This window comes from Maribacter sp. TH_r10, from assembly GCF_033101095.1.
Lineage (GTDB): Bacteria > Bacteroidota > Bacteroidia > Flavobacteriales > Flavobacteriaceae > Maribacter_A > Maribacter_A luteus.
In genome coordinates this window covers 1-25,761 of the sequence record NZ_JAWMPY010000010.1, presented here as the reverse complement: position 1 = coordinate 25,761, position 25,761 = coordinate 1, and the positions used below count along the sequence as shown (strand labels likewise).

26 protein-coding genes and 1 other RNA gene are annotated in these 25,761 nt (G+C 38.8%); 15 read left to right on the top strand and 12 right to left on the bottom strand.

Translation table 11 applies throughout. The annotated features are described in order from the left end of the window. Window positions 1–7: 7 nt before the first annotated feature. Both R3X28_RS17670 and R3X28_RS17665 read left to right on the top strand, forming a co-directional pair. Window positions 8–1,504, top strand: a complete 1,497-nt coding sequence (locus R3X28_RS17670; protein WP_317666094.1) for a glycoside hydrolase family 30 protein — start codon at window positions 8–10, stop codon at window positions 1,502–1,504. A gap of 2 nt (window positions 1,505–1,506) precedes the next feature. Next, complete coding sequence (locus R3X28_RS17665) at window positions 1,507–2,946, top strand: MFS transporter (RefSeq protein WP_317666092.1); 1,440 nt, start codon at window positions 1,507–1,509, stop codon at window positions 2,944–2,946. Window positions 2,947–3,336: 390 nt separating this feature from the next. Here the strand turns inward: R3X28_RS17665 and nadB are convergent, their stop codons facing one another. The 6 genes from nadB to R3X28_RS17635 form a co-directional block, all read right to left on the bottom strand. After that, window positions 3,337–4,890, bottom strand: a complete 1,554-nt coding sequence (gene nadB, locus R3X28_RS17660; protein ID WP_317666090.1) for an L-aspartate oxidase — start codon at window positions 4,888–4,890, stop codon at window positions 3,337–3,339. 5 nt (window positions 4,891–4,895) lie between these two features. Beyond that, entirely contained in the window at window positions 4,896–5,819 is a 924-nt protein-coding gene (gene nadA / locus R3X28_RS17655; protein ID WP_317666088.1) for a quinolinate synthase NadA, read from the bottom strand. A gap of 143 nt (window positions 5,820–5,962) precedes the next feature. Continuing rightward, window positions 5,963–7,531: a ribonuclease Y gene (gene rny / locus R3X28_RS17650; protein ID WP_154368773.1), complete on the bottom strand. Its 1,569-nt coding sequence runs from the start codon at window positions 7,529–7,531 to the stop codon at window positions 5,963–5,965. A gap of 50 nt (window positions 7,532–7,581) precedes the next feature. Continuing rightward, a non-coding RNA gene (gene ssrS, locus R3X28_RS17645) (6S RNA) lies at window positions 7,582–7,691 on the bottom strand. Between the two features lie 53 nt (window positions 7,692–7,744). Then, on the bottom strand, window positions 7,745–8,041 hold the full coding sequence (locus R3X28_RS17640) for a cell division protein ZapA (RefSeq protein ID WP_154368775.1): 297 nt from the start codon (window positions 8,039–8,041) through the stop codon (window positions 7,745–7,747). A gap of 14 nt (window positions 8,042–8,055) precedes the next feature. After that, window positions 8,056–8,346 (bottom strand): hypothetical protein, encoded by a 291-nt coding sequence (locus R3X28_RS17635; protein WP_154368777.1) that lies wholly within the window; start codon window positions 8,344–8,346, stop codon window positions 8,056–8,058. 269 nt (window positions 8,347–8,615) lie between these two features. Between R3X28_RS17635 and R3X28_RS17630 the strand changes: the two genes are divergently transcribed. From R3X28_RS17630 to R3X28_RS17620, 3 genes are read left to right on the top strand one after another with little or no spacing between them, the layout of a single operon-like run. Further along, window positions 8,616–10,310, top strand: coding sequence for a M23 family metallopeptidase (locus tag R3X28_RS17630; protein ID WP_154368779.1), 1,695 nt, complete (start codon window positions 8,616–8,618; stop codon window positions 10,308–10,310). A gap of 4 nt (window positions 10,311–10,314) precedes the next feature. Beyond that, on the top strand, window positions 10,315–12,783 hold the full coding sequence (locus R3X28_RS17625) for a carboxypeptidase-like regulatory domain-containing protein (RefSeq protein WP_317666081.1): 2,469 nt from the start codon (window positions 10,315–10,317) through the stop codon (window positions 12,781–12,783). A 32-nt stretch (window positions 12,784–12,815) separates the two neighbouring features. Further along, the gene (locus R3X28_RS17620; protein WP_317666079.1) at window positions 12,816–13,478 is read left to right on the top strand and encodes a hypothetical protein; all 663 of its coding nucleotides are present in this window, start codon (window positions 12,816–12,818) and stop codon (window positions 13,476–13,478) included. On the opposite strand, the gene R3X28_RS17615 is transcribed toward R3X28_RS17620, so the two are convergent. Further along, window positions 13,475–14,623, bottom strand: coding sequence for a cysteine desulfurase family protein (locus tag R3X28_RS17615; RefSeq protein ID WP_317666077.1), 1,149 nt, complete (start codon window positions 14,621–14,623; stop codon window positions 13,475–13,477). The genes R3X28_RS17620 and R3X28_RS17615 overlap by 4 nt on opposite strands. Window positions 14,624–14,725: 102 nt before the next feature. Between R3X28_RS17615 and R3X28_RS17610 the strand changes: the two genes are divergently transcribed. After that, window positions 14,726–15,229, top strand: coding sequence for a hypothetical protein (locus tag R3X28_RS17610; protein ID WP_154368785.1), 504 nt, complete (start codon window positions 14,726–14,728; stop codon window positions 15,227–15,229). 1 nt (window position 15,230) lies between these two features. On the opposite strand, the gene R3X28_RS17605 is transcribed toward R3X28_RS17610, so the two are convergent. Further along, window positions 15,231–15,779, bottom strand: a complete 549-nt coding sequence (locus tag R3X28_RS17605; RefSeq protein WP_154368787.1) for a Smr/MutS family protein — start codon at window positions 15,777–15,779, stop codon at window positions 15,231–15,233. A gap of 60 nt (window positions 15,780–15,839) precedes the next feature. Between R3X28_RS17605 and R3X28_RS17600 the strand changes: the two genes are divergently transcribed. Genes R3X28_RS17600 through R3X28_RS17590 form a run of 3 tightly spaced genes read left to right on the top strand, consistent with a single transcriptional unit; the run spans window position 15,840 to window position 16,823 of the window. After that, a complete protein-coding gene (locus tag R3X28_RS17600) occupies window positions 15,840–16,139 on the top strand; it encodes a DUF2752 domain-containing protein (protein WP_317666075.1) in 300 nt (99 codons plus the stop codon). A 20-nt stretch (window positions 16,140–16,159) separates the two neighbouring features. Then, on the top strand, window positions 16,160–16,483 hold the full coding sequence (locus R3X28_RS17595) for a CCC motif membrane protein (RefSeq protein ID WP_317666073.1): 324 nt from the start codon (window positions 16,160–16,162) through the stop codon (window positions 16,481–16,483). 16 nt (window positions 16,484–16,499) lie between these two features. After that, window positions 16,500–16,823 carry a CCC motif membrane protein gene (locus tag R3X28_RS17590; RefSeq protein WP_317666071.1) on the top strand — a complete coding sequence of 108 codons (324 nt, stop codon included), beginning with the start codon at window positions 16,500–16,502 and terminating at the stop codon, window positions 16,821–16,823. 58 nt (window positions 16,824–16,881) lie between these two features. On the opposite strand, the gene rocD is transcribed toward R3X28_RS17590, so the two are convergent. Next, the gene (rocD, locus tag R3X28_RS17585) at window positions 16,882–18,159 is read right to left on the bottom strand and encodes an ornithine--oxo-acid transaminase (RefSeq protein WP_317666069.1); all 1,278 of its coding nucleotides are present in this window, start codon (window positions 18,157–18,159) and stop codon (window positions 16,882–16,884) included. Window positions 18,160–18,364: 205 nt separating this feature from the next. Between rocD and R3X28_RS17580 the strand changes: the two genes are divergently transcribed. From R3X28_RS17580 to R3X28_RS17565, 4 genes are all read left to right on the top strand, one after another. Next, complete coding sequence (locus R3X28_RS17580; protein ID WP_154368795.1) at window positions 18,365–19,537, top strand: mechanosensitive ion channel; 1,173 nt, start codon at window positions 18,365–18,367, stop codon at window positions 19,535–19,537. Window positions 19,538–19,764: 227 nt separating this feature from the next. Beyond that, window positions 19,765–21,174: a 23S rRNA (uracil(1939)-C(5))-methyltransferase RlmD gene (gene rlmD / locus R3X28_RS17575; RefSeq protein ID WP_317666066.1), complete on the top strand. Its 1,410-nt coding sequence runs from the start codon at window positions 19,765–19,767 to the stop codon at window positions 21,172–21,174. A gap of 4 nt (window positions 21,175–21,178) precedes the next feature. Beyond that, window positions 21,179–21,673, top strand: coding sequence for a DUF6452 family protein (locus R3X28_RS17570; protein WP_154368799.1), 495 nt, complete (start codon window positions 21,179–21,181; stop codon window positions 21,671–21,673). Then, window positions 21,654–22,448, top strand: a complete 795-nt coding sequence (locus R3X28_RS17565; RefSeq protein WP_154368800.1) for a DUF6048 family protein — start codon at window positions 21,654–21,656, stop codon at window positions 22,446–22,448. The genes R3X28_RS17570 and R3X28_RS17565 overlap by 20 nt, the downstream gene beginning before the upstream one ends. A 34-nt stretch (window positions 22,449–22,482) precedes the next feature. Here the strand turns inward: R3X28_RS17565 and R3X28_RS17560 are convergent, their stop codons facing one another. Together R3X28_RS17560 and R3X28_RS17555 are read right to left on the bottom strand one after the other, a co-directional pair. After that, entirely contained in the window at window positions 22,483–22,716 is a 234-nt protein-coding gene (locus tag R3X28_RS17560) for a hypothetical protein (protein WP_317666063.1), read from the bottom strand. Between the two features lie 3 nt (window positions 22,717–22,719). After that, window positions 22,720–23,889: a class I SAM-dependent RNA methyltransferase gene (locus R3X28_RS17555; protein WP_154368804.1), complete on the bottom strand. Its 1,170-nt coding sequence runs from the start codon at window positions 23,887–23,889 to the stop codon at window positions 22,720–22,722. 80 nt (window positions 23,890–23,969) lie between these two features. Between R3X28_RS17555 and R3X28_RS17550 the strand changes: the two genes are divergently transcribed. Both R3X28_RS17550 and R3X28_RS17545 read left to right on the top strand, forming a co-directional pair. Then, window positions 23,970–24,641: a ZIP family metal transporter gene (locus R3X28_RS17550; RefSeq protein WP_154368806.1), complete on the top strand. Its 672-nt coding sequence runs from the start codon at window positions 23,970–23,972 to the stop codon at window positions 24,639–24,641. Continuing rightward, window positions 24,642–25,070: a DUF4268 domain-containing protein gene (locus R3X28_RS17545; protein ID WP_317666060.1), complete on the top strand. Its 429-nt coding sequence runs from the start codon at window positions 24,642–24,644 to the stop codon at window positions 25,068–25,070. 18 nt (window positions 25,071–25,088) lie between these two features. On the opposite strand, the gene trhA is transcribed toward R3X28_RS17545, so the two are convergent. Then, entirely contained in the window at window positions 25,089–25,721 is a 633-nt protein-coding gene (trhA, locus tag R3X28_RS17540; RefSeq protein ID WP_317666058.1) for a PAQR family membrane homeostasis protein TrhA, read from the bottom strand. Window positions 25,722–25,761: the final 40 nt, after the last annotated feature.

The window sequence follows — 25,761 nt, the reverse complement described above, 5'->3', positions numbered from 1 at the left end:
CTTCACAATGATAAAAAACAGTTTCTACCTACTAACCCTACTTATCCTAGTCATGGTAAGTTGTAACGAAAAAGAAGAACAATTAACGGTAGAGGTATATGAAACCTCAGCTTCGGGCAATCAATTGAAGCTTATTACGGAATTTCCGGAAGTACGGAACCCCATACAGATAAAATTGAATCCCAATGAGCAATTTCAGACCATAACAGGTTTTGGGGGTGCTTTCACTGAATCTTCCGCCTACCTATTAAACAAGCTCGGAAAAGAAAATCGTAAAAAAATCATCGATGCCTATTTCAGTAAAAACGGAGCGAATTATTCCCTAACAAGAACCCATATGAATTCTTGTGATTTTTCATTGGACAATTACTCTTACAGTCCTGTCGAAGGGGATAAAGAATTGGAACACTTTTCTATAGAAGAAGATAAAGATGACCTTATCCCAATGATCAAGGATGCAATGGCCGCCTCTGAAGATGGATTTAAAATTTTCGCATCGCCATGGACGGCTGCTCCTTGGATGAAAGACAACAACAATTGGGTCGGTGGCAAATTGCTTCCCGAATACTATGATACTTGGGCATTGTTTTTTTCAAAATACGTTGACGCCTATAAAAATGAAGGGATTGATATTTGGGGTTTCACAGTAGAGAATGAACCTCTTGGCAATGGTAATAACTGGGAAAGCATGCATTTTAGCCCAAAAGAAATGACCGACTTCGTCGAGTACCATTTAGGGCCTAAATTGGAAGCCGATGGAAAAGGGGATCTGAAAATTCTAGGATACGACCAAAATCGTGAACACCTAAAGGAATGGGTAGATGAAATGTTTCGAAATGAGGCCAGTTCAAAATATTTCGCAGGTACGGCCATACATTGGTATGCCAGCACCTTTGAAGTTTTTCCCGAAGAGTTGCAGTATGCACATAACAAAGCACCCAACAAATATTTAATACAAGCAGAAGCTTGTGTTGATTCTGAAATCCCCGTATGGCAAGATGATAATTGGTACTGGTCCAAAGAAGCTACCGATTGGGGTTGGGACTGGGCACCTGAAAAAGATAAACACCTGCATCCAAAATACTCGCCCGTTAACCGCTATGCTAGGGATATAATCGGTTGCCTCAACAATAGGGTCGATGGCTGGGTAGATTGGAATATGGTACTTGATAAACAAGGGGGACCCAATTGGTTTAAAAACTGGTGCATTGCACCTGTAATCGTAGACCCTGAAGCCGATGAGGTTTATTTTACCCCACTCTTTTTCACGATGTCGCACTTTAGTAAATTCATTAGGCCTAACGCCAAGGTAATTGGAGTTGACAATTCAGACAAGGACCTATTGGTTACTGCTGCGGAAAACCCCAATGGAAACATTTCTGTCGTGATATTTAATGAAACCGAAAAAGAAAAAAGTATCGGTTTACTATTAAACGGGAAATCCGTTGAATTCATAATAGCACCAAAAGCCATACAAACAGTAGTAATACCTAAAAACCAATAAACATGTCAACAACGATCAATAAAGTCCCGTTCGGGCAAAAAGTAGCCTTCGGAATTGGTATGTTCGCCAACCAAATGTTTCCTGCGATTCTGGGGATTTTCATGGTTGTTTTAGTACAAGATTTAGGGTTTCCTGGTTGGATGTGGTCACTTATCTATTTTTTTCCCAGAATTTTCGACTCCATCACAGACCCGATAATGGGTTTCATTTCGGATAATACGAAATCAAAATGGGGAAGACGAAAACAGTATGTTCTTATAGGCGGACTAATAATGGGGGTTGCCTTTATTTTTATGTGGCAACTCTATGCCGAAAATTCTTTACAATATAATTTTTGGTACTTTTTTATCTGGTCAATTATTTTCTACCTAGGACTAACCTTTTTTAGTGTTCCATATGTCGCTATGGGCTATGAAATGAGTGATGATTTTCACGAGCGTACTAACATCATGGCTATAGCCCAATGGATCGGACAATGGGCTTGGGTAATTGCTCCTTGGTTTTGGGTTATCATGTACGATCCTGAATGGTTTTCTTCTGCCGATGTTGCTGTAAGAGAACTTTCGATTTGGGTTGCTATTGTTTGTGCAATTTGCGCCATGGTTCCTGCTTTTTTTATTAAAGGTGAATCTACCCTAGGAAATGACTATGAACCAATGAATTTATCCAATATTGGAAAAAGTTTAGGAAAAATACTCTACAGTTTTGTCGAAGCTTTTAAAATGAAACAATTTAGGAAACTTTGTGGTGCAACGTTTTTAATCTACAACGCATTTATGGCAGTATCTTCACTTACCTTGTTTGTCATTGTATACAAGCTATTTAATGGTAATGTAGAGGCTTCTGGAATTTGGGTTTCTTTGTTTGGCTGTTTAAGTGCTCTTGGAACCACTTTTATTGTAATTCCTATTGTTGCGAGAATGTCAAAAAAAATAGGTAAGAAAAAAGCCTTTATGCTCAGTCAAGGTATTTCTGTTATTGGATATGCGATGATGTATTTTCTTTTTGTTCCAGGTAAGCCGTGGATGTATATTATAGCTCTCCCATTTTTTTCATTCGGGATTGGTAGTTTATTTACCATTATGATGTCGATGACTGCAGATGTTATCGATATTGATGAACTCAATACCGGTAAACGTAGGGAAGGTATTTTCGGTGCAATTTACTGGTGGATGGTAAAAGTTGGTTTTGCTATCGCAGGTGCCTTAAGCGGAGTATTTATATCTATTGCAGGGTTTAATCCGGATTTAGTGACAACTGAACAGGAATCCGCTGTTGATATTTTACATGCATTTTTCTGCTTTTTCCCTGTACTAGGAACAATTGGCGCTATGCTGATTATGCGTAATTATGATATTACAGAAGAACGTGCCAATGAGATTAGGGCAAAATTGGAAAAGCGCAAAAAAGACCACCAAAGCCCACTATCCGTTGTAGATTAAATATACCAAAGGATATCTGTTATTGAAAAAGTACATTGGGAGTACAAGAATATTCATGAAGCCCTGGAATACACTAGTCAATATTATTATAGCATAGCGGACACTTACTTGATAAATCTATAATAATTACTTAAACGGGTTGAACAACTTTTTTCCAATGGAAAAGGTATATGTCCAACCATTGTTAGTCGGGAACATCAAATAATTTAATACGATGACTTGGTTAAATGGTGTATCCGCCCGATATCCTAACAATTGTTTTTGAGGCTTTCGATGAACGTTGGATAAGATCTCGTGAAGTACAAGAACTTGAGAAACATTGGGGACTGTTCAAGATAGACCGAACGCCTAAACTTGTTAAGGGCTGACTTTATTCAGATAAATAAAACCTTATATATTGTCCGAATTAAAGTAACCTCCCCTATTCTCTTTCTGTTCCAAGGATTGGCTTATAATCAAATGCGCCACGTTTACCATATTCCGTAATTCGCAAAGCGTAGTGGTTATTTTGGATTCTTTATAGAATTCTTCAACCTCATTATAGATCAAATCCAAACGGGCAATAGCCTTGTGCAACCTCTTGTTACTGCGAACTATACCTACATAATCGCGCATTAAGGCCTGCAATTCTTTTAGATTATGCTGTATTAAAATATGTTCCTTGGGGATACTGGTACCTTCATCGTTCCAATCGGGGATGCTCAATTGCCTCGACTCTTGCGAATCAACACTAAGGGCTTTGAAAATATTATGGGCGTATACCAAGGCTTCCAAAAGTGAGTTCGATGCCAATCTATTGGCGCCATGCAATCCTGTTTTTGAACATTCCCCACAGGCATATAAATTACTTATCGAGGTCTTTCCTTGCTTATCTACGACAATACCTCCACAAAGGTAGTGCGAAGCGGGAACGACAGGGATCCAATCTTTCTCTACATCAATATGGTACTCCTTGCATTTATCATAGATATTCGGAAAATGCTTTTTAAAAGCCACCATGTCCAAATGTGTGCAATCAAGAAATACGTGCGAATCCCCACTTTTCTTCAACTCGTTATCTATACTTTGGGAAACAATGTCCCTAGAAGCCAATTCTGCCCTATCATCATAATGGGGCATAAATCTATACCCCGACTTATTACGTAGATATGCCCCGAATCCCCTTACAGCCTCGGAAATTAAAAAATAAGATCCGCCTTCCGGGTTATATAATGCCGTAGGATGAAATTGAATGAACTCCATATCCTTAATCTTGGCTTTCGCCCTGTAAGCCATCGCAATGCCATCGCCTGTAGCTATAATAGGATTGGTCGTATGCCCATATACCCTACCTATACCTCCTGAAGCCAGTAAGGTGTTGTCGGCTTTTATCGTTAGTATTTCACCATTTTTTTGATTCAATACATAGGCACCATAGCAAGAGATGTCGTTATCGTTTTTGGAATTCAAATGGTGATCGGTTATCAAATCAATGGCAAAATGATGAGATAAAAGTTCTATATTAGCTAATTGGTGCACACGCTGCAAAAGAGCCCTTTCCACTTCATAGCCGGTAACATCTTTATGATGCACAACACGATATTCGGAATGGCCTCCTTCTTTGCCTAAATCAAAATCACCTTCCGAATTCAGGTCAAAATTGGCCTCCCATGCTATGAGCTCTTTTAGCCTTTGTGGACCTTCTTTCACGACCATTTCAACCACTTCCCTATCACAAAGTCCATCACCTGCGATCAGCGTATCCTGTATGTGTTTCTGAAAGGAATCCTCTTCCATATCCAAAACTACCGCGATACCTCCTTGGGCATATTTCGTATTAGATTCATCCTCATCGCCCTTAGTGACGATAATGACATTCCTATCAGGATGCTTTTCGGCCATTTTTACCGCAAAGGTTAAACCTGCCACACCTGATCCAATGACCAGAAAATTCTTTTCAACCATAATTTCTAGGAAAGTTTCAACATGCGCTCTATAGGCAATAAAGCCCGCTCCCTTATAGATGTAGGTACATTTACCTCAGGAAATCCGTTTTTTAAGCAATCATGTAATTTTTGAAGGGTGTTCACTTTCATATAGGCGCATTCACTACATGCACATGTATTGTCTTCTTGTACGGGTGCAGGAATAAGTTCGGCATCAGGGACTTCCTGTTGCATTTTATGTAATATGCCAACCTCTGTGGCCACAATGAATTTTTTCTTTGGATGCTTTTTAACAAAATCGATCATCCCTGCAGTGGAACCAATATAATTGGCTGTTTTCAAAATGTGCTCTTCAGATTCTGGATGTGCAATGATCAAAGCATCCGGATGTTTTTTATACAACTCCAATAATTTGTCTAGACTAAAAGCCTCGTGCACAACACAGCTGCCATCCCAAAGCACCATATCCCTGCCTGTTTCCTTTTGTATGTATTTGCCCAGATTTCTGTCCGGTGCGAATATAATGGGTTCATCCTTAGGTAAGGATTCCACTATTTTCAAAGCATTTGAAGAGGTACAAACAATATCTGTCAGAGCCTTGACTTCCGCCGAGCAATTGACATATGTAATTACGGTATGACCAGGGTGTTCCTTGATGAACGCTTCAAATTGATCTGGCGGACAAGAGTCTGCCAATGAGCAACCTGCATTTAGGTCTGGGAGTAATACCTGTTTCTCAGGATTCAGTATTTTGGCGGTTTCCGCCATAAAATGCACCCCTGCAAATACGATAACATCCGCATTGGTTTCAGCCGCCTTTTGGGACAAACCTAAACTATCACCGACATAATCGGCAATATCCTGAATTTCGGGATACTGATAATAATGCGCCAAAATCACCGCATTCTTTTCTTTCTTGAGTTTTTCAATTTCTTCCTTAAGGTTCATCACAAAAAATTAAAATACCAGCAAATTTAAACCGATCTACCCTATAAAAAGATGACATAGATCATACTTTGTCCTAATTGCACATCGGTATACCAAAAAAAAGGGGCCAAATGGCCCCTTTCATATTGTATGGTCTTTATGCCTTATTTGGCAACATTTACCGATCGTGTTTCCCTGATCACGGTTACCTTAACCTGTCCAGGATACGTCATATCGGTCTGTATTTTTTGTGAAATCTCAAAAGAAAGTTGCGCTGCCTTATCATCGCTCACTTTCTCACTTTCAACAATCACACGAAGTTCCCTACCTGCCTGTATTGCGTAGGCTTTTTGAACACCGTTAAAAGCAAAAGCTATTTCTTCCAAGTCCTTAAGACGTTGTATATACGAATCCAACACCTGGCGTCTGGCTCCTGGTCTGGCACCACTGATCGCATCGCAAACCTGAATGATAGGCGAGATCAATGTCTTCATTTCAATTTCATCATGGTGGGCTCCGATTGCGTTGCACACATCTGGTTTTTCTCCATATTTCTCTGCCCATTGCATACCTAAAATGGCATGTGGTGTTTCTACCTCAGCTTCAGTATTCGGTACCTTACCTATATCATGTAGGAGTCCGGCCCTTTTCGCCAATTTAGGATTCAATCCTAATTCTGCCGCCATTACCCCACAAAGTTTGGCAACCTCCCTGGAGTGTTGCAATAGGTTTTGACCATAAGAGGAACGATATTTCATTCTACCTACTGCCTTGATCAATTCGGGATGTAGGCCATGGATACCTAAATCGATTACGGTTCGTTTCCCGATTTCTACGATTTCCTGTTCAATTTGTTTTTCGGTCTTACGAACGATTTCCTCTATACGTGCCGGATGGATCCTTCCATCAGTTACTAATTTATGTAACGACAATCTTGCTATTTCCCTTCTAACGGAATCAAAACAGGAAAGAATAATGGCTTCCGGTGTATCGTCTACAATGATCTCTACGCCAGTGGCAGCTTCTATAGCGCGTATGTTACGTCCTTCACGACCAATTATACGACCTTTGACATCATCCGATTCCAAATTGAAAACGGACACACAATTTTCCACTGCTTCTTCGGTACCGATCCTTTGTATGGTATTGATGACTATTTTCCGTGCTTCTTGTTGGGCCGTTAACTTGGCTTCTTCCAAGGTAGTTTGTAGATAAGCCATGGCATCTGTTTTGGCAGTCTCCTTCAATGACTCCATCAACTGGCTTTTCGCATCTTCGGCAGACAATCCTGAAATAACTTCCAGCTGCTGTACTTGGTTGCTATGCAACTTATCCAGCTCTTCCTGTTTTTTATTGAAGAATTCCTCCCTATGGGCCACATCCTTGATTTTTCTATCTAACTGCTCATTCAGTTTTCTATTCTTTGCAAGCTCATTGCTCACTTGGGATTCCTTATCCCTAGTACGCTTTTCGGCCTCGGCAATTTTTTTATCCTTGTTGATAATTACTTTTTCGTGCTCTGCCTTAAGCTCCAAGAACTTTTCCTTAGCCTGTAATATCTTATCTTTCTTAACGTTCTCCCCCTCAAGATTTGCCTCTTTAAGAATAGCATTAGCTTCCTTTTTAGCGTTGGAAATGGTTTTAGAGGCTCTCCCTTTTTCCATGATCTTCGCCACAATGAATCCTATGATGAGGCCTCCTAATGCAACTAATATAAGTGTGGTACTGTCCATAATTTAATAATTTAATGTAAAAAAAAACCCACATTGGGGAAGTTTTGTACAAACTCCAGAAAACAGGTTTAGGGCTAACAGATTGATCAAGGATCCTTATACTAGTAAGGCCTGCTTTTACAATCTAAACTCACCCTTTTTAAACAAATTAATGTTGAGTTTGTCAAAAGATAATACCAATGTGGGCAGTAACTTAATGCTATTTTAAAGAACTTATTTTATACCAAGCTTTGAGGATAACAGTTCATCCAACGCTTTTAATCGCGCCGTGGCTTCCTCGTTACCTTCAGATTGTTCTATACCGCGTTGTTCTATTTTAGAGGCAAACTGTAAAGCACACATTGCGAGTACGTCCTGTTTGTCCCTAACGGCATAATTCTGTTCAAATTTCTTTGCCAGTTGCTCAATATTCTTTGCTGCCTTACGTAACCCTTCCTCTTGGCTAGGGTCAATTGTCAAGGGGTACACCCTATCGGCAATTGAAAGTTTGATTTTGAGCCTTTCTGACATTCCAATTTTTAACGTTACTCAGCAAGTTGGGCTATACAATGGTCCAACTCCCTGATTAATGTATTTATCTTAAGCTTAGCTTCTGTTTTATTTGTATTACTGCCAAGCATCGAGTTTGCAAGCTTTAGCGAATTATATTTCTGTTCCCATTCGAAAACAGTTTTCTCGGTCAAATGCATTTGGTTCCTTGTGGAAACCAACTCCTCTTTCAACTTATCGTTAGTATGCTGTAACATCTGCAATTGATGTAACAACTTACTGATTTTGTTTTCCAAGGAATCAACAATTTTAACCAATTCACTCATAGACAATACTCAATGCGTATTACACAAAGTTAACATAGATATAAAGACTGGGCAATACTTTTTCAAAATAATCTTTAAGTAATACTTTAAATCCTGATATTAAGAGGCATAAAAGGTGAAACATTATGAATTCGCAAGAGTTTTTTGAAGAAGAAGGCGGTTAATTGTATACATCTGTTTAATTTTATCGCTTATTTGCGCTTTGCAATAACACATTCTTAAAATGTAAGTGCCGATTTAGGTCACTGCATGATCAACTAAAAAATAGTATGAGCAGAAGATTTCTTATATTTCTATTACTTTTTCCTTTGGCCATTTCTGCCCAAGATACCCGTTACCCACAAGACGAATTTCGTTCACCTTTGGACATTCCTTTAATACTGGCCGGTACTTTCGGAGAACTACGAAGCAATCACTTTCATTCCGGAATAGACATCAAGACCCAACAAAGACAAGGATTACCGGTATATGCAATAGGGGACGGTACCGTGACCCGCATCAAAGTCGCATTATGGGGATACGGAAAAGTGCTTTACGTTGCGCATCCCAACGGTTATACATCGGTGTATGGCCATTTGCAAAAATTCTCCCCTAAGATCGAGGAATACATTAAAAAGATCCAGTACAACAAAAAATCATATGAAGTAGAAGCTTTTCCCGAATACGGTGAAATCAAATTAGAGAAAGGCGAAATCATTGCCTATAGTGGAAATACCGGTGGTTCATCGGGACCTCATTTACATTTTGAAATCAGAAGCAGTATTTCTGAAAAACCCACAAACCCGCTTTTATATGGACTAGAGGTTAGGGATGCTACCAATCCCACCTTATTGGGCCTATACGGTTATCCGCTTTCCGAAAACGCACAATTAAACCAAAGTGCCACTAAAACCCAGATTAATTTTACAAAACAAAAAGATGGTTCTTTTCTTGCTGATAAAGTAACTGCCCTAGGAACCATTGGTTTTGGTTTTGTCGGTTTTGACCGCCAAGACCTGGCCGCGAACAAAAATGGTGTCTATTCGGTTCGGCAATTGGTAAACGGACAAGTTTATACCGATTATGACTTCGAAAGCTTCTCTTTTGCTGAAACACGTTATATAAACACCTTGATCGATTATGACCATTTTGGTAAATATCGACAACGTATTCAAAAATGTTTCAAGAGCCCCGGAAACCATTTAAGTATTTACAACACTTTGGTCAATGATGGTAAGATTAAAGTGAATGAAGGATTATCCTATACCGTTGAAATATTGATCTATGACCTGGAAGGTAATTTGACCAAATTGGTTATTCCCGTAGAGGGCAAAAAACAAATTTTAAAGATCAAGGACGAAACTCCTAAAACGGAGAACTACATAATTGCCAAACGCCCCAACAATTTTGACTTGGGAATAGCGAAAGTGTACTTCCCTGCCAATACTTTCTATGAGAATTTCTATATGGATCTAAAGGAAGGAACCGATACGGTAATGATTCATAATAATCGAGTACCGGCACATAAGAATTTCACCTTGACCTTTGATGTTACCAAATATACAGCTAAAGAACGAAAACAGCTTTTCATTGCCCGATTGGACAAGGATTTGAAACCTAGTTATACATCTACTTACAAAAGAGGCAACACATTCAGCACACGCACCCGCTATCTCGGCACGTACACCCTGGCAAAGGATACCATAGCCCCAACAATCAGGACAAAAAACTTTAAGAACAAACAATGGCTTACCAATTATAAATACCTGAGCCTGCTGATTTCAGATGATCTCAGCGGTATAGATACATATTCCGCAACTTTGAACGGGGAATGGATATTGATGGAGTACGAACCCAAAACAAGAACCCTTACTTATAACTTTGACGATAAGATTTTGGATAAAAAACAATGCTTGCTTAAGGTCAATGTTAAAGATAACGTAGGTAACAGTACCACTTACGAGGTCACCTTTTTTAGAAAATAACACGTTGAAGTGTCCCAATACAGTATTCCTGCTATTTTTCCTTTGCCTGTTCGCAAACACCAAAGCGCAAACAGCAACCATAACAGGTATCGTATTTGATGAAAACAATGACCCTTTACCGGCCGTAAACATAACAAGCCTTGCCCAAGGAACAACAACCGACGAACAAGGGTATTATCTCTTACATATCGTTGCCGATCAAGAGAACAAAATTACCTTCTCACACGTAGGCCATGGTAAGGTTATTTTAGAAGGATTGATTCTTAACTCGAATGAAATCTATGAATTCAACCCGGTTCTAAATACCAAAATAACCCAAATCGAAGGGGTCACCATTTCGGCGAGTGGTGAAAAAAAAGTAGAAGGCATAAAAAGTATCTCCCCACAAATGGTCAGGAAAATTCCTGGGGCCAATGCCGGGGTTGAAAATATTCTAAAACTTCTACCGAGTGTAACATCGAATAACGAACTCAGCACCCAATATTCGGTACGTGGGGGCAACTATGATGAAAATCTGGTATACATCAACGAAATCGAAGTCTATCGCCCGTTTTTAATCCGGGCCGCACAACAAGAAGGCCTCAGTATCGTGAACAGCGACCTTGTACGCAAGGTAGAATTTTCCGCTGGTGGTTTTCAGGCAAAATATGGGGACAAGCTTTCTTCGGTTTTGGATATCACTTATAAAAACCCAACCGAATTCGGTGCGCAATTAGATGTAAGTCTTTTAGGTGCAAGCCTTGCCATGGAGACCCTTTCCAAAAACAAAAAAATCTCCAACATAACGGGAATAAGATATAGGAACAACAGCCTATTAGTCAATAGTCAACAGACCAATACTAATTTTAAGCCAACATTTGCGGATGTCCAAAGTTATCTCACCTATCGTATATCGAACAAAATCCATTTAGGTTTTTTCGGAAACCTTTCAATCAACGACTATCAAAATGAACCGTTGGACAGACAGACTAATTTCGGAACCTTTTCTGACCCAAAAACCCTACTAATCCGTTATTCCGGTAGCGAAAACAACAGATACGCGACAGCACTTGGCGCCATAAAAGCTAATTACCACTTGAATGAAACAGTAACGTTAAAACTGATTTCCTCCCTTTACCATACCACTGAAGAAGAATACTCCGATGTCGTTGCCCGTTACGCCATAGGACAGGTCAATACTGATTTGGGAAGCGAAAATCTAGGTGACGTAACCATAGCACGCGGAGTGGGTGGTCAATTCTCAAGGGCACGAAACGAATTGGACGCTTTGATATTCAATCTAGAACACAGCGGTATTTTCTCTACAGGAAAAAAGAAATTACAATGGGGAATAAAATACACACACGAAGATATACGCGATCAACTACGTGAATCGGTTTTTCTGGATTCCGCAGGTTTCTCCGTACGCCCTCCATTGGCCGAATACGTGAACAACCAACCAGAAACCCCTTTTGTTTCCCCCCTTGTGCCCTATCAAGGAATATCGGCGAGGAACTTTGTAAAAACCAATCGTCTTTCAGCCTACACGCAATTTGGTGAGAGCAAGTCTTTGGACATGGGTGACATATATTACAATATAGGGGTAAGAACCCATTATTGGCATGTGGGCGGAAAAGGTATATCACATAGCTCCCAAATCGTTTTCAGCCCTAGGGGACAGTTTTCTTTTAAACCTAAATGGAAAAAGGATATGCTTTTTAGAACATCTATAGGTGTTTATCACCAACCCCCATTTTATAGGGAATTACGGGATGTCACAGGAAATATAAATCCAGATGTGAAAGCACAAAAGTCCATTCATTATGTCATCGGTAATGAATATAGCTTTGAACTTTGGGAGCGACCTTTTACCCTAATCAGTGAAGCGTACTATAAAAAATTGGACAATGTAAACCCATACACATTGAATGATGTGCGCATTCGTTACGCGGCGGAAAACAATGCAAAAGCATATGTTTATGGGGCAGAAGTTCGATTGAACGGAGCCTTTGTTCCCGGGACGGAATCTTGGATCAGCCTGGGGTATTTGCAAACCAAGGAAAATATTAACAATCAGGGCTACATACCAAGACCAACCGATCAGCGCCTGAAATTGGGTATTCTTTTTCAAGATTACGTTCCTACCATCCCTAATTTAAAAATGTATCTCACCCTGATCTATAATACCGGGGTTCCCGGAGGATCCCCGAGCTATGCAGACCCATATGATTTTCAGAATAGATTAAGAGATTATAAGCGTGCTGATTTAGGAATTTCCCATATTTTTGTATCCGCGGAAAAAAGGTATCCTAAAAATCACTGGTTACACAGGATAAAGGAACTGAGTCTTGGTTTTGAAATCTTTAACCTTTTCAACAACCAAAACTCGATTACCAATACGTGGGTCAAGGATGTGGAAAGCAAGAATGAATTTGCTGTTCCCAATTATATGACGAGTCGGGTACTGAACCTACAACTTAAAATGCGGATGTAATAAAAATGAGGCAGCCGTTAAAAATAAAAGTAATGAAAAAGTTATTTGTATTGATGCTCTTTTTATCCGGCATGTTGGGGAGTGCCCAAAAAAACATCTATGAGCATAAAAATTTCGACTATCTGAGTCAAAACCATAAAGTATTGGCCATTCTTCCTTTTCTTACTAATTTGGAATTGAAACATGATATCGATAAGGAAGAATTGGAGCGTTTAAAAGAAAGGGAAGGTTATGCCGTTCAAAGTGCCTTGGAAACTTATTTCTCAAACCGGAAGAAAAAAAAGAAATTCTCAGTCGAATTCCAAAACACAAAGAACACCAATGCCATTTTGGCCCAGAACAACATCACCTATGAGAATATTGACATCTACACCACGAAGCAACTAAGTGAGATTTTACAAGTTGATGGCCTGATAAGTGGGAGCATTGACCTCAACATTCTTCTTTCGAAAGGAATACCCACTGAATTCAGTTTTGTGGATTATTTCTTGGGAGATTCCAACTATGGGCGAATCGGTATTAAGATCAGTGATGGCGATTCAGGCAAATTACTTTGGAAATATGAGAAAAAAATAGACAAAAAAACAGGCAAGAACACCTATGACCTTATTGATAAGATGATGAAACTTGCTACACGTAAATTCCCCTATGACCGTGAAAAGAAAAAAGACAAGATTAAAAAGAGTAAAGCCTAAATCCCAATAAGCTGTTTTAACGTATTGATCGTATAATCCAATTCTTCTGTGGTATTATAGCTAGAAAAAGAAAATCTCAAAGACGTTTTCTTCATTTCTTCCTTACTTAGTACTTCATTCAAAACATGTGACCCAGCATCACTACCAGACTGGCAAGCACTTCCTTTGGAACAGGAAATCCCTTTCATATCTAAATTGAACAAAAGCATTTTCGATTTTTCATCATCAACGGGCAAACCAATATTCACCAGGGTATAGGTACTTTTTCCCAAAGATTTGGAAAATCCGTTAAAAAACACGCCCGGTATATGTTCTGTGAGTTGATCAATAAAATATTTTTTTAGTCCTTCTATATAGGATTGCTCATCAGAAAGATTTTCATAAGCGATTTTAAATGCCTCTTCCAAACCTACTATATTGTGTACAGATTCCGTACCGGCCCTAAGTCCCCTTTCCTGACCACCTCCCGAAATCATGGGCTTAAGACCTGAATTATTGCGAACAAATGCAAAACCGACGCCTTTGGGCCCATGGAATTTATGTGCCGAAGCTGCCATAAAATCTATGGGTATCTCATTAACATCCAACAAATAATGACCAACAGCCTGTACGGTATCGGAATGAAATAAAGCTGAGTTTGCCTTGCATAGTTCCGCCACTTCTTTTAATGGCAATAAATTTCCGATTTCATTGTTCACCATCATTAGACTTACTAACTTCTTAGTATCGTCTGCTTGCAATAATTCCCGTAAATGTGAAAGTTCAGGACTCCCATTTTCGTCTAAGTCAACATACTTTAACGCAATACCGAATTCGGTTTCCAGAGCCTGTGAAGTATGCAATACTGCATGATGCTCTATTTTAGAGGTTATAATGGTTTCGACCCCCAAATCACGAACAGCACTCCTAAGTACCATATTATCTGCCTCGGTACCTCCAGATGTGAAGATAATCTCTGATGGGTGTGCCTTTAATTGTTTGGCAATGTTCTTACGCGCCGTTTCCACAGCCGTTTTAGCCGTACGACCAAGACCATAGGTCGATGACGGATTACCATAATAATCAGCCAATGCCCCTTGCATCTTCCTTATGACCTCTTCCCGTATTCGGGTAGTGGCCGCATTGTCTAAATAAACATTTTTCATGGGTACGCGCTAAGCTAAAAGTGAGGCAAAATTAACGGATTAAAATGTAAAATCTATCCCAAAGAAGATAAACTTCTTGTTTATTTCATTTAAATTTGACGCATGAAAAACCTATTCGTTTTAAGCCTATTCACCCTGCTGGCATCATGTAATGACGGTGATTTACAAATAGAGACCATAGATTTTGATAGTGAGGATATCGAATATTGTGATGATGTTACCGTTGGCGAAAGCACCGTACTTTTCAAAATTAACGATGATGAGGCCTTGATCCTAGTATTGCCCGATGACGTGTTAAAAAATGAGGTTTCGGAAACTACGATAACCAGTGAGGTAAATGATGAATCCTTCCTAACCTATCGTCTTTTTTCCGATGATGTGGACAGTGATTATTTTTGTAGCGATATTCCGGAAGCAACCCCAAGTGTTATTGATGAAATTGAAGCTGAAAGCGGATCTGTACTGATTAATACAACAACTGAAGATTCCATAACCTTTACCCATACAATCACCTTAAGTGAGATTTCTTTCATTACTTCGGACGATAGCCGTATTACCGATTTGAGCATCAATGATTTTGGAACAGTGACTACAACAGTGGAATAGCTTAACTATTTTGATAAATATAGACCTCTGTTGCCCCTAAGCCATATTTCTGGTAATCGGCATCATAATATTTTACGTTATCATACCTTCCAAAAAGAAAGTTGAGTTCCTCTTTCAACACACCTTCACCAACACCGTGGATAAAAACTACCTTTTGAATGCGCTTACGCATGGCAAATTCCAATTGTCGTTTGGCCGTTTCCATTTGTAGGTTCAACATTTCATGATTGCTCATCCCCTTTGGGGATTTTACTAATTGGTTAATATGTAGATCAACCTCCATTCTCGGCGCATTGCGTTCTTTTGTCTTGGGTATGGTTGCTTTTTTCTTTTTGGCAGTCTCTTTTTCAGCCTTTACTTTGGCCACTTCATAATTTGTAACACGTATGTCATCGGCAGGGGAACGCTTAACCAGTTCATTGGGTGCAAATTGCAAGACAAAACCATCTTCAGATTCAACGGTGATTCCTGTATCGGTAACGGAAACCACTACCCCACTTAACATTTCATCTAACACCTCTACTTTGTCCCCTACTTTAAAAAGCCGCATAAATTTGTTTTATACCCCAAAAATAATAGTTAATTTTCCCAATCAATAATAAATGTAAAAATGCAATTGGCGAATTTCATGATTTCTTTGGATGATTATATGCTTCCATGTCTAAACAAGAAATTATTTGGCTTTGATTGCCCTGGTTGCGGTGCCCAGCGTGCTATCTCGTTTCTGCTTCATGGAGAGTTTGCTGATGCCTTCGCCATGTACCCTGCCATATATACCATTATTCCCTTGTTGGGTTTTTTATTGGCTGACAGTTTTTTTACGATCAAATATGCAAATAAGATTATTATCACCTTAATGATATCGAGTGTTGGGTTGATACTCGGAAACTATATTTTAAAATTTATATAACAACCAAAAACCTTAAAATTATGGAACAACAAAAATTACCCAATGTAACAATAGTCATAGTACTATCTATAATTGGCTACCTCTGCTGCTGTATTGCAGGAATACCTGGAATTTTATTTGGAGGTATTGGCTTAATGTTAGCTCTAAAAGATGAAAAAAAATATAAAGAAAACCCTGAGGGGTACTCAAATTACAGTCAACTAAAGACGGCAAAAATACTTGCAATCGTAGCCTTGGCAATAGGGGTTTTATATTTGGCCTATACATTTTTCCAAATCTCCCAAATGGGTGGCTGGGAAGGATATATGGAAAAAGTTCAGGAGATGAGCGAGCAATGGCAATAAACCAATCGATTTAATAATGAATATGAATAGAGAAACTTTACCCGATTCGGGGAATGTATTGACTTTTGGCATATTGTCAATTGCTTTGACTATCTTTTGTTGTGGCCCATTTGGGGGTATTTTCGGCATTATCGCCTTATCTAAGGCTAAAAAGGCCGAACGCATCTACAATGTTGAACCTGATAGATATAATGGATATGAAAATGTAAAAACCGGAAGAATCCTTTCTTATATCGGTATTGCATTGGCCGCGATATTATTGGTCTTCACCATCATTTATTTTGGGGTAATTGCCGCAATAATTGCAGGATCCGCATCTGGATCTGATTTTGCATTATAGAAAGTACAATTTTGATTTAAAAAAATCCCCTGAACAGATGTTCAGGGGATTTTTTATTTTACTTTTTGAATTCTTTTATTGTTTTTGAGATAATTGAAACACACTCCATCAATTGCTCCTCGGTCATTACCAAAGGTGGTGCGAACCTAATAATGTTTCCGTGCGTTGGTTTGGCCAAAAGTCCGTTTTCCTTTAGGGCCATGCAAATATCCCAAGCAGTGGAACTGTCTTCTGAATCATTGATCAAAATGGCATTCAAAAGACCTTTGCCCCGAACCTTTAATACTAAATCGGTCTGCTTGATCAAATTTTCCATTTCACTTCTGAAAATTTCACCCAATCGGTCTGCATTTTCAGCAAGTTTTTCATCTTTCACAACCTCTAAGGCAGCAATGGCCACTGCACAGGCCAAAGGATTACCCCCAAAGGTAGAACCATGATTGCCGGGACGTATTACCTCCATTATATCATTATTGGCCAATACAGCGGAAACCGGGAATACCCCTCCTGAAATCGCCTTACCTAAAATAAGTACATCAGGTTTAACCTCAGGAACGCCACTACATGATTTATCCGAGCATGAACAATTGCCACAGGTGGCCAAAAGCCGACCCGTTCTTGCAATCCCGGTCTGCACTTCATCTGCTATGAACAATACGTTCTTCGACTTACATAATTGTAAAGCTTCACTTAGATAGTTTTCATCAGGAACAAAAACACCTGCCTCGCCTTGTATAGGTTCAACCAAGAATGCCGCAACATTTTCATCTTCCAAAGCTTCCTCCAAGGCTTGGATGTCGTTATAACGTATAGAAACGATTCCCGGAGTAAAAGGTCCGAAATTCTCAGTTGCCACCGGATCGTTAGATGCCGAAATAATGGTAACCGTTCTACCATGAAAGTTATTTTCACAAACAATGATCTTCGCTTTGTTCGCATGTATTCCCTTTTTCTCATACCCCCACTTACGAGCTAATTTAATAGCGGTTTCGACCGCTTCGGCCCCTGTGTTCATTGGTAAAACTTTGTCGAAACCAAAATACTCGGTAACATACTTTTCATATTTTCCGAGCATATCATTATAAAATGCCCTTGAGGTCAAGGTCAATTTTTCGGCTTGTGATTTTAATGCACCAACGATTTTAGGATGGCAATGTCCTTGATTTACTGCAGAATACGCGGAAAGAAAATCATAATATTTTTTTCCTTCAACGTCCCAAACATAAACTCCCTCCCCTTTGCTCAACACAACAGGTAGTGGATGGTAGTTATGCGCTCCATACTTTTCCTCCAAAGCGATAGCCTCTTTAGAACTCATTTTTTCTAAGACTGACATGTTACTTGATTTTTTAATATAAAACTTTAGCAATTCCTTCTTTGGGAGAGAAATCATCCTACTGTAGAAAACAAAAATAGAAATTATATCCTTTCATCGATCATTTATAGGTCATTGTCGATTTGGACCTAAACGAATTTGAATCAGGATTTAATCCTTTACAAATATCATAATTTTAAACGTAACCATTAAACAAACACTAATAATGAATTATCTACAAAACACCTTGAACAGTTTATCCAGTTCTCTCGGTGATTATTTACCCAATACGATTGCAGCCATTTTAATCCTTATCATAGGCTCACTTATTGCCGGCTTTATAAAAAGATTGATTACAAAGCTGATCAAAAGAACCAAAATAGATGATAGGCTTAGCTCGGACAAAATGAAACTTTCGAGTTTCATAGGAAAACTGGTGTATTTTCTCGCCATGATATTCGTTTTCATGCTTGCTCTTGAAAAACTTGGCATGACCAATGTACTGGATCCCGTTAAGAATCTGCTCAACAATTTCTTGGCCTTTGTTCCCAATATCGTAGGTGCCGGTCTTGTAGGCTACATTGGCTACATGTTGGCGACCATCGTTTCTGAATTGGTCGGGCTATCAGGTGATACGATCCAGAATTTCGTACCTAAATTAAGACTGCCCAACAACCTCAATCTTGTGGGTATTTTAAAAAAACTGGTTTTCATCTTCATCTTCATTCCTATGCTGATTACGGCTTTGAACATCTTGAACATGGATACGATTTCAGAACCGGCAACTGTTATGTTAGAGCAATTTTTCGCCGCTATACCAAGAATCCTTGTCGCTGTTATCATTTTGATTTTCTTCGTTGTCGGTGGCCGTTTCGTTTCTCAATTATTGAGTGACCTTCTCGAAAACCTAAAAATAAACGAGCTTTTGAGCAGTATGAACCTCGAAGGGATAACCGCCAAAACCAATATTCCTAAATTGGTAGGCAACCTTGCATTCTTCTTTATTGTACTTTTTGGCCTAATGACCGCCATTGAAAAGTTAGAGTTCATTAAGCTAACCGAAATACTAAACAACATTGCCGGTGTAGCGGGCAATATCCTTTTCGGAATGATAATCCTTATTATTGGTAATTGGATTTCGGGTATCGCCTACAAAAGCCTTTCAAAGAGCAATAACAACCAATTTGTCGCTTCCATACTTAGGATTTGTGTACTCGCCATCTTCTTGGCCATGGGTCTGAAAACTATGGGGATCGGGGACGAAATAATAAATATGGCATTCGGTATTACACTGGCTACTGTCGCCATTACCATAGCTCTTTCCTTTGGTCTTGGAGGGCGAGCGGCTGCCGGCAAACAAATGGAACGTATCTTGGATAAGTTCAACCAGAAGAAATAATAATCGTATAGATTATTTGTATTTAGCAACCTAGGGGATTCTGAAATTCAGAATCCTCTTTTTTTTTATCCATACCCGATCCTTGCATGAAAATATTGGTTATGTGGAATGTTCAATTATTCTAAAAACCACTGGAAAACATGAAAGGAATATCTTTTAGGATATTTTTATTACTATCCTAATAAAGATACCCGTAATAAATGCAAAGCTATTAGTATTTTTGCTGCATGCGGAAAAAGAAAACAAAACAGATTTTCGAAAATGTTGAAGTTATCGATGCCGGGGCCAAAGGAAAAACCATTGGCAAGGCTCCCGATGGCCGGGTTATTTTTTTAACCAATACGGTACCGGGCGATATTGTGGATGTGCAAACAACAAAAAAAAGAAAATCATATTTCGAAGGTATTGCCACGAACTTTCATTCCTATTCGGATAAACGAACCGAACCCCAATGCGAACATTTTGGGGTTTGCGGTGGTTGTAAATGGCAACATATGGGCTATGAACACCAACTATTTTACAAACACAAAGAAGTTGAGAACAATTTAAGACGTATTGGTCATTTAGAACTGCCCGAGCCCAACCCCATTCTAGGATCTAAGAACCAGTATTTTTATCGCAACAAAATGGAGTTCTCGTTTTCGGATAGCCGTTGGTTATCCTTGAAAGAAATTCAATCGGACGCTGAAATTAAAGACAGGAATGCTTTAGGTTTTCATATCCCAGGAATGTGGGACAAAATACTGGACATTAAGAAGTGTCATCTTCAGGCCGACCCATCGAATGCCATTCGGTTGGCAGTGAAAGATTTCGCCTTAAAGAACAACATTACATTTTTTAATCCGCGAAATCAACATGGAATGCTTCGCACCCTAATGATCAGAACCGCTTCTACAGGTGAAATCATGGTCGTACTCCAGTGTTTCGAAGACAACAAGGTTCAAAGAGAACTTTTATTGAACCATTTAAAAGAACGGTTTCCTGAAATTACCTCATTGCAATATGTAATCAACGGGAAACAGAATGATACGATATATGACCAGGAAATCATATGCTTTGAAGGAAGGGACCATATTATAGAGGAAATGGAGGGACTACGGTTCATGATAAATGCAAAATCCTTTTACCAGACCAATTCCAAACAAGCCTATGAACTTTACAAAGTGACTAGGGATTTTGCCGGGCTAACAGGAAACGAACTGGTTTATGACCTTTACACGGGTACAGGCACCATTGCCCAATTCGTTTCTAAACAAGCAAAGAGAGTTGTGGGTATAGAATCTGTACCAGAGGCCATTGCCGACGCGAAGGCCAACGCAGCCAATAACAAAATAGAAAATGTGGACTTTTATGTTGGTGACATGAAAAATGTTTTCAATACTGAGTTCATAGAAAAACATGGTACGCCCGATATCATTATTACCGACCCTCCTAGGGATGGTATGCATAAAGATGTTGTACAGCAAATATTGAACATTGCCCCGAGGAAAGTAGTTTATGTCAGTTGTAATAGTGCCACACAAGCTCGGGATTTGGCCCTAATGAAAGATATGTATGCCATAACCAAAGTACAGGCCGTAGATATGTTTCCGCAAACACATCACGTAGAAAATGTTGTACTTTTGGAAAAGTTATAGCCACATGAAAAAAATAAGTATTGCAGTTCTAATCCTGATTATTGGTGTAATTTCTTTTTCAGGATGTGAAAAAGATGATATCTGTGTAGATGGTGATGAACCTTTATTGGTTATTCGGTTTTATGATGCTTCGGATACCACCGAATTAAAAGATGTTACCAGTCTTGAAGTTAGGGGACTTTCGGAAACCGACACATTGGACATCATCGACAATGCCGACTTGGATTCCATCGCTCTTCCATTAAGAGCCACTTCCACTTTCACTTCATTTGTGATATCCAGACAATTATCAGGGGAAGACACCGAGAATATTGATGTACTTACTTTCTCACATGAAACAAAGTCCGTTTTTATTTCCCGTGCCTGCGGATATATCGCAAATTACGAAAATCTTAGTGACAGTTTAACCTCAGATGCGGATAACTGGATACAAAGTATCGAAATAGTCAACACCTCCATTGAAAATTCAGACTCAGCCCATGTTAAGATATTTCACTAGCCTTAGTCTTCTTTTATGTGTATTCGCAGGATGGGCACAAAAAGAACCCATAGACCTTCAACCTAAGGATACGGTCGTACATAAACAATCTTACGGTTTAAGGGTTGGTGTCGATTTAAGTCGGATTATAATTTCCCAAACCAGTGACGATTATAAGGGATTGGAAATCGTTGGTGATTATAGGCTTTCCCAAAAACTTTATCTAGCTGCGGAACTGGGAACGGAAGATAAAACCAAACAAGAAGATCTATATAATTTCACGACTTCTGGAAGTTATTTGAAAGCAGGAATAGACTACAACACCTATGAAAATTGGTATGGAATGGACAATTCCATTTTTATAGGCGGTAGACTTGCCTTCAGTAGTTTCAGTCAGACCTTGAACGATTATCAATATTTCAATTCCGATAGATATTGGTATGAGGATGATTTTGCATCTGGCTCTGATATAGCCCAAGAATATGATGGATTGAATGCTGCTTGGCTGGAATTTGTTGTAGGGATAAAAGCTGAACTCTTTAAAAATTTATATTTGGGCGGAAGCGCTAGGGTCGGCCTTTTGGTAAGCAATAAAGAGGATGAAAATTTCCCCAACCTTTTTATACCCGGATTTAATAAGGTTACCGAAGACAGCAAGTTCGGCATAGGATATAACTATTCTATCACCTATATGATTCCGTTGTACAAGAAAGCCAACAAGCCTAAAAAGAAAAAACCTGAAATGGAGCCCAGGCCTGAACGACCAGAAAAGCCAAATAACGGACCTTCAAATTAATTTTTCCTGATTTTGTACCGATTCGGGGAAAGACCTAAATTTCCCGAAAACCTTTGATGAAAATCCATTTCATCATTAATTTTTCACGCGCCCCTTCTTTGACCACAGCAAATTTGGGAGCCAAGACACTTGCTGCGATTGCCGAGGCCAAGGCCAAGTAGAACCTTCCTATACCATCAAAAAAATATCCCAGGGCAAAACGTAAAATCAGGAACAATATGGCAAATCCCAAGAAATTGTATACAACAGCACGTGTTTTAGACTTCATAAACTAAGCGTTATCCTTATTTTGGTATTTAGCCTTTTTACTCCCTTCATACATCACATATTTTACCAAACGTGACTCTAAATGACTATTGAAAACCTTGATCTTTCGAGAAGGTCTCAAGCCCACGAATTTTAAAGCTTCTAAATTCGATGTTATGAGCCAAGCATCGGTTCCCGGATATTCCTGTTTTAGGGTATTGCCAATAGAGGAATAAAACTCCTCCATATCAAGATTCAATCGTTCCCCATAGGGCGGATTAAAAACCATATGCAAATGATTCTCGGTAAATTTTGTAGAATCGAAAAAGCTTTTACGCTCCACCGTAATATATTCAGAGAGGTTCGCATTGGCAATATTGTCAATAGATTTGCGTACTGCAGAAGGGGCCTTATCATAACCTACGATTTTATGATGAAACTCCCGCGTTTTGTTTAAACTACTATCAATGATTTTCTCGAATAATTCTTGATCAAAATCGTGCCATTTTTCAAATGCAAACTCCTTCCTATTGATGTTCGCCGGAATATTACAGGCAATCATTGCTGCTTCTGTTAAAAAGGTACCACTACCGCACATAGGATCTAAAAAATCGGATTGCCCATCCCATCCACTCATCAATAACAGTCCAGAAGCCAATACTTCGTTAATGGGAGCTATATTGGTCGCGGTCCTATATCCTCGATGATGAAGGGATCTACCTGAGCTATCCAAAGATATATTGCAATGTTCTTTATGAATATGTACATTGATACGCATATCAGGAAACTTCACATCTACATTTGGTCGGTGGCCATCAGTATCCCTGAATTTATCAACAATGGCATCCTTGATTTTCTGTGACACATAAAGTGAATGGGTGAAAACATCTGAAAACAAGGTAGTATCTATAGCAAAGGTAGCATCGGCCGAAAGAAATTCGCTCCAATCCATTTGATAGACCTTTCTATACAGTTCATTTTCATTTCGTACACTAAAGGAATGAATGGGCTTTATAATTTTTATTGCCGTTCTTAAACAAAGATTGGCCTTGTACATAAAACCGGTATCCCCTTCAAAAGAAACGCTCCTTACCCCTTCCTTTACATTTCCGGCACCAAGGTTACGTAATTCTTTGGCCAAAAGCTCTTCAAAACCAAATAAGGTTTTGGCTACCATTCTAAAATTATTGTTCATATGCATTACAAAGATTGCGACAAAAATACAGTATTTTTGCGCCATCAACGACTGTTGTATTTAAAACTAAACCTGCATTAATGACATATGTCCTACTCATTTTAGGCGTCTTATTGAGTTTTGCCTTTGTTTACATTGTAAAACCTACGAACAATACCAATTTTAAGCTCTTATTGGCTTTTAGCGGGGCCTTTTTACTCTCTTTGACTATTTTTGAACTCTTCCCCTCAGTATATGAAGTATCAGATTCAAAGACAATAGGCGTATACATTATGCTCGGTATTTTATTACAGATCTTTTTGGAATTCTTTTCCAAAGGAGCTGAACATGGCCATATGCATATCGATACTGAAAAGACGAATTTCCCTTGGTTACTTTTTATCAGTTTATCCATACACTCATTACTCGAAGGATTTCCCATTCACCAACACGATCATCTTATTTATGGTATTCTTGTACATAAAATACCTATAGCCATTGTTTTGAGCATTTTCTTACTTAACTCCAAGATTAAAATGGTCTATGCCCTTTTCTTCATGGTTCTTTTCTCATTGATGACCCCGTTGGGAAATTACTTAGCAGCTAATTTCGATTTTGCGATCACATACTATGCCCCCATTACCGCATTGGTGATTGGTGTGTTTTTACATATATCTACCATAATTCTCTTTGAAAGTTCTGAAGGCCATAAATTCAATCTACGAAAATTGGTCGTTATCATGCTTGGAATAATAATCGCTTATTTGCTTTAAATGTTCAGCAAGGAAGAATCTAAAAGATTACGTCAAGAATTCTGGATTTCTTTCGGAAAATCATTTCCCCGTAAATGGATATTATACGATACCAAGATAAAGGGACTTGCCCTTAAGTTCCATTTTGAAATGAAAAAGGCCATGGTATCGCTCGATATTGATCATTCTGACCTTGCCGTACGGATGGAGTTGTGGGATAAATTGCTGTCCGTAGGATCTTTATTGAAAAATGATTATTTACCCGAAGTTATTTTCAACGATTCCCTGATACTGGATAATGGGAAAGAAATTTCAAGGGCTTATGTAGCATTGAATAATGTCTCCATTCATAATAAAATTACATGGAGGGAAACGATGGAATTTTTGAACGATAATATGTTACTCCTTGAAGCCTTCTTTATTGATTATAAGGAAATAATAGAACCTTGACTATTCGTATTCATTATATTAAACCACATCATAAAAAATAAACAACCAGTGACTAATAGCGCCACCTAGTACAAAAAGGTGCCATATAAAATGATTGTAAGGTATACGTTTCCAAGCGTAGAAAACAGTACCGACCGTATAAAACGCCCCACCTAAAAAGAGTAATTGTATACCAAGCTTTGATGTATAGGCCATAATATTGGAAAAGTCCATTACAATCAACCAACCCATTCCAAGATATAAGATTAAGGAAAGTGCTTCAAATTTACCAGTAAAGAAGATCTTTAATAAGGTTCCCACCGCAGCAATACCCCAAACCACATAGAATATCAGCCATCCCTTGCCATTTTCCAATGTAATTAAGGCCAAGGGTGTATAGGTGCCCGCTATCAACAAATAAATACTGATGTGGTCAAACACCCTCAATTTTCGTTTTAATTCAGGATTGGAAACGGAATGGTAAAGTGTAGAGGCTAAAAACAGCACTATAAATGATATACTGTAGATGATTATACTCATTTGGGCATATTCCGTCCTATTGGTATTTTGTTGCAATAGATAATACAATCCAAAAACACCAAAAAGAATTCCCAGACCATGGGAATAAGCATTCCATTTTTCTTCGGTATGATAAGTTAATTCCTTGACCATATTGCTCACTTATTAAGCTTACAAAATTACAAAATAGCGA